General features: G+C 49.5%; 4 protein-coding genes and 4 tRNA genes. 7 read left to right on the top strand and 1 reads right to left on the bottom strand.

Annotated features, from left to right (window positions below; all coding sequences use genetic code 11):
* The first annotated feature begins 198 nt into the window (after positions 1 to 198).
* Together murB and birA are read left to right on the top strand one after the other, a co-directional pair.
* On the top strand, positions 199 to 1,227 hold the full coding sequence (gene murB / locus CMQ96_RS28065) for a UDP-N-acetylmuramate dehydrogenase (RefSeq protein WP_024360719.1): 1,029 nt from the start codon (positions 199 to 201) through the stop codon (positions 1,225 to 1,227).
* Positions 1,224 to 2,186, top strand: a complete 963-nt coding sequence (gene birA, locus CMQ96_RS28060; RefSeq protein ID WP_004127571.1) for a bifunctional biotin--[acetyl-CoA-carboxylase] ligase/biotin operon repressor BirA — start codon at positions 1,224 to 1,226, stop codon at positions 2,184 to 2,186. The genes murB and birA overlap by 4 nt, the downstream gene beginning before the upstream one ends.
* A 25-nt stretch (positions 2,187 to 2,211) precedes the next feature.
* Here the strand turns inward: birA and coaA are convergent, their stop codons facing one another.
* Positions 2,212 to 3,162, bottom strand: coding sequence for a type I pantothenate kinase (gene coaA / locus CMQ96_RS28055; protein ID WP_004127574.1), 951 nt, complete (start codon positions 3,160 to 3,162; stop codon positions 2,212 to 2,214).
* A 438-nt stretch (positions 3,163 to 3,600) separates the two neighbouring features.
* Between coaA and CMQ96_RS28050 the strand changes: the two genes are divergently transcribed.
* The 5 genes from CMQ96_RS28050 to CMQ96_RS28030 all read left to right on the top strand — a co-directional run.
* Positions 3,601 to 3,676, top strand: a tRNA-Thr gene (locus tag CMQ96_RS28050).
* Between the two features lie 10 nt (positions 3,677 to 3,686).
* Positions 3,687 to 3,771 (top strand) — tRNA-Tyr (locus CMQ96_RS28045).
* 119 nt (positions 3,772 to 3,890) lie between these two features.
* Positions 3,891 to 3,965 (top strand) — tRNA-Gly (locus CMQ96_RS28040).
* Between the two features lie 5 nt (positions 3,966 to 3,970).
* Positions 3,971 to 4,046: transfer RNA gene (locus CMQ96_RS28035), tRNA-Thr, on the top strand.
* Between the two features lie 116 nt (positions 4,047 to 4,162).
* The coding region (locus CMQ96_RS28030; RefSeq protein ID WP_048955487.1) for a GTP-binding protein at positions 4,163 to 4,434 on the top strand (272 nt) is incomplete at its 3' end.

Below are 4,434 nucleotides of genomic sequence, written 5' to 3'. Positions count from 1 at the left end.
TCCCCATGTGAGAGTAGGGAACTGCCAGGCATCAATTAAGTGAAGAGCCCATCCTGACGGATGGGCTTTTTGCGTTTTTGTGGCCTGAGAATGACTGGACTTTGGTAACGTCATGGTTCCTGGTCCCCCTGACATTCAGGCAAGCCTTCCCTCGCTATATACGGTAAACTAATGCAGATTTTGCATCTGGAAGCCATTATGAGCCACTCACTTAAGCCCTGGAATACCTTCGGTATTGACCGTTCTGCCAAAACGATTGTTCGCGCCGAAACTGAAAAACAGCTACTGGATGCCTGGCAAAATGCCGCTGCACAGCGCCAGCCAATCCTGATCCTTGGTGAAGGAAGCAATGTTCTGTTCCTGAAGGATTATGCCGGTACGGTGATTATTAACCGTATTATGGGAATCGAAGTGAGTGAAACACCAGACGCGTGGCATTTGCATGTTGGCGCAGGAGAGAACTGGCATCAGCTAGTGCAGTTTGCGTTGAATAACGGCATGCCTGGCCTGGAAAATCTTGCCCTGATTCCTGGTTGCGCCGGCTCCTCGCCGATTCAAAATATTGGTGCTTACGGCGTTGAATTACAAAAGGTTTGCCAGTACGTCGATTGCGTTGAGTTAGCGACTGGTGAGAAACTGCGCCTTTTCGCCGCGGAATGTCGTTTTGGCTACCGGGACAGTATTTTTAAGCATGAATATCAAGATCGCTACGCGATTGTGGCCGTTGGTTTGATGTTACCAAAAGAGTGGCAACCCGTTTTGACCTACGGCGATTTAACCCGGCTTGATCCGCAAACCGTTACCCCTCGGCAGGTGTTTGATGCCGTATGTCATATGCGCATGACCAAACTTCCCGATCCCAAAGTGAATGGAAATGCAGGGAGCTTCTTTAAGAATCCGGTCGTTAGCGCAGACAAGGCTCAAGCACTGCTGGCTGCCTATCCGAACATCCCCCACTATCCTCAGCCTGATGGCAGCATGAAGCTAGCCGCCGGCTGGCTTATCGATCAATGCCAGCTTAAAGGCAAAGTCATGGGCGGCGCAGCGGTACATAGCCAGCAGGCATTGGTATTAATCAATCATAATCAGGCAACCAGTGAAGATGTGGTTGAATTGGCTCACTACGTACGTCAACAGGTTGGTGAGAAGTTTGATATTTGGCTACAGCCGGAGGTGCGCTTTATTGGCGAAACGGGTGAAGTCAATGCCGAGGAGACTATTGCATGAAAGACTACACCGTTCCTTTGACGCTGATATCGATACTGGCTGATGCTGAATTTCACTCAGGTGAACAGCTTGGCGAGCGTTTAGGAATGAGCCGGGCAGCGATCAACAAGCATATTCAAACGTTGCGTGATTGGGGAGTCGACGTGTTCACCGTTCCGGGCAAAGGCTACAGTCTCCCTGAGCCTATCCAGCTACTGGACGAAGAGCAGATCGCCCGGCAGATTGAGCATGGTCGGGTAACCGTACTACCGGTGATAGATTCCACGAATCAGTATCTTCTGGACCGGCTCAGCGAACTGCAATCTGGTGATGCCTGCGTGGCTGAGTATCAGCAGGCTGGCCGCGGCCGCCGCGGGCGCAAGTGGTTCTCGCCGTTTGGGTCTAATCTTTACCTTTCAATGTACTGGCGACTGGAGCAGGGGCCTGCTGCGGCTATAGGTTTGAGTCTGGTCATCGGGATCGTCATTGCCGAGGTGCTGCAGAGCCTGGGGGCGGATAAAGTACGGGTGAAATGGCCGAACGACCTCTATTTGCAAGACCGCAAACTGTCCGGGATCCTGGTGGAACTGACGGGGAAAACCGGCGATGCGGCACAGATAGTCAGCGGCGCGGGGATTAATCTCATGATGCGCCGCGTGGAGTCTGATGTTGTCAATCAGGGCTGGATCAGCCTGCAGGAGGCCGGGATCTCTATCGATCGTAATCAGTTAGCCGCTTGTCTGATTAAAGAGCTGCGGGCAGGTTTTAAACTTTTTGAGAATGAGGGTCTGGCGCCCTATCTGGGCCGCTGGGAAAAGCTCGATAACTTTATTAACCGTCCGGTTAAACTTATTATTGGCGATAAAGAGATCTTTGGCATTTCTCGAGGCATTGATGCTCAAGGCGCATTATTACTGGAACAAGAAGGGGTGATAAAACCCTGGATTGGCGGTGAGATCTCATTGCGAGGCGCTGAATGAAAAAGGGGAGCCAGCGCTCCCCTTTTTATTTCCTTAACCGCACCTGATTGACTGAGTGGTTTGCGCTTTTTGTCATGATAAGGCTGGCTCGCTCACGCGTTGGTAAAATATTCTCTTTTAAATTCAAAAGATTAATCTCATTCCATAGCGATGTGGCAATATTAATAGCTTCGTCTTTAGACAACTGAGCATAGTTATGGAAATAAGAGTCCGGGTCGGTAAACGCCCCTTCGCGGAATTTGAGAAAACGATTGATATACCAGGTTTTGAGCAACTCTTCTGGCGCATCCACATAAATTGAAAAATCAACGAAGTCGGAAACAAATACATGATGCGGATCGTGAGGATAATCCATTCCACTCTGCAAAACATTTAATCCCTCAAGAATTAATATATCAGGCTGAGTGACCGTCTTATCCCCATCCGGAATCACGTCATAAATGAGATGTGAATAGACCGGGGCCGTAGCGTCAGGTACACCGGATTTCAGGTCGGAGACGAATTTAACCAGGCGATGCATATCGTAAGACTGCGGGAAGCCTTTCTTCTTCATCAGTCCACGTTCTTTCAATACTGCGTTAGGGTGCAGAAAACCATCTGTCGTAATCAATTCTACATGTCGATGCTCAGGCCAGCGGCTAAGTAACGCCTGTAGTACGCGCGCGGTGGTGCTCTTCCCGACCGCCACGCTACCCGCAATGCTGATGATATAAGGAATACGCTGGCCGTTGGTGCCAAGGAATTGTTCCAGTACAGCCTGCCGGCGCAAATTAGAGCTGATATAGAAATTGAGTAAACGCGACAGCGGCAAATAAATCTCTGCAACTTCTTCCAGGGAAAGATCTTCGTTGATGCCTTTTAACCGCGTGATTTCTTCTTCTGTTAGCGTCATCGGAACGGAATCACGCAGTGCAGCCCATTGGTCGCGGTTAAATTGTAGATACGGTGTCATTAACGTTTGCTCTTTTAGGCTCATAAGCATGCTCTTGCAACCGCCGAATTACATGAAGGCGGGGTGCTTCACACTAGTTAATCAGGACAATGGGCAGGAGGGTAACACCAGATTGCGCGGAATAATAAGAAAAAAACTCATTGAATGATGCTTTCTAAAGGTAGCATCACAGAGATGAATGGTTTGGTAAGGGGATATAAAGTCCTCGGTAGAAGCCAGTGAGTTTTCATTGCATCTTATGGAGAGGCTGTGAGGAATCGATGCCGCTTTCGCGGTTTGGATATGCCTTTTGCCCTCCTCGTTAACCGTATTTGTGAAGAAGGTTGGCGTATTTTTGTCCGGCCCTGTTTGAAATTACACCGTTTTTTCTCGTTTGAGCACAAAATGTGAGCAATAGAACATTTTCTGCAATTTTTTAGTTGCATGAACTCGCAGGTCTCCCTAGAATGCGCGCTACTTGATGCCGACTTAGCTCAGTAGGTAGAGCAACTGACTTGTAATCAGTAGGTCACCAGTTCGATTCCGGTAGTCGGCACCATCAAGTGCCTGGTGGGGTTCCCGAGCGGCCAAAGGGAGCAGACTGTAAATCTGCCGTCATCGACTTCGAAGGTTCGAATCCTTCCCCCACCACCATCTTTCGGCAACGCTTTGCGGAGCCAGAGTTGATTGGTTAAACTGGTCAGCTCAAACAGAAAAAGAGACGCTTCTCTTTTTTTTGTTATAGAAAGAACTGGGTAGCCGAGTTTCAGGATGCGGGCATCGTATAATGGCTATTACCTCAGCCTTCCAAGCTGATGATGCGGGTTCGATTCCCGCTGCCCGCTCCAAACGTGCTGATATGGCTCAGTTGGTAGAGCGCACCCTTGGTAAGGGTGAGGTCCCCAGTTCGACTCTGGGTATCAGCACCACTTCTTTATCTCTCCTCCCCTGTTTCTCTCTAGTTTATTGCATTCAACAAGTCGGGCATGTTGCCCGGTTGATGTGGTGATATCACCGATTTATCCGTGTCTTAGAGGGACAATCGATGTCTAAAGAAAAGTTTGAACGTACAAAACCGCACGTTAACGTCGGTACTATCGGCCACGTTGACCATGGTAAAACAACGCTGACCGCTGCAATCACTACCGTTCTGGCTAAAACCTACGGTGGTTCTGCTCGCGCATTCGATCAGATCGATAACGCGCCGGAAGAAAAAGCTCGTGGTATCACCATCAACACGTCTCACGTTGAATATGACACCCCGACTCGCCACTACGCGCACGTAGACTGCCCGGGCCACGCCGACTATGTTAAAAA

Source organism: Klebsiella sp. MBT K-1 (assembly GCF_002556465.1).
Lineage (GTDB): Bacteria > Pseudomonadota > Gammaproteobacteria > Enterobacterales > Enterobacteriaceae > Klebsiella > Klebsiella grimontii.
Note: the sequence above shows the minus strand (reverse complement) of the source record. Positions and strands in the feature narration are given on the sequence as shown.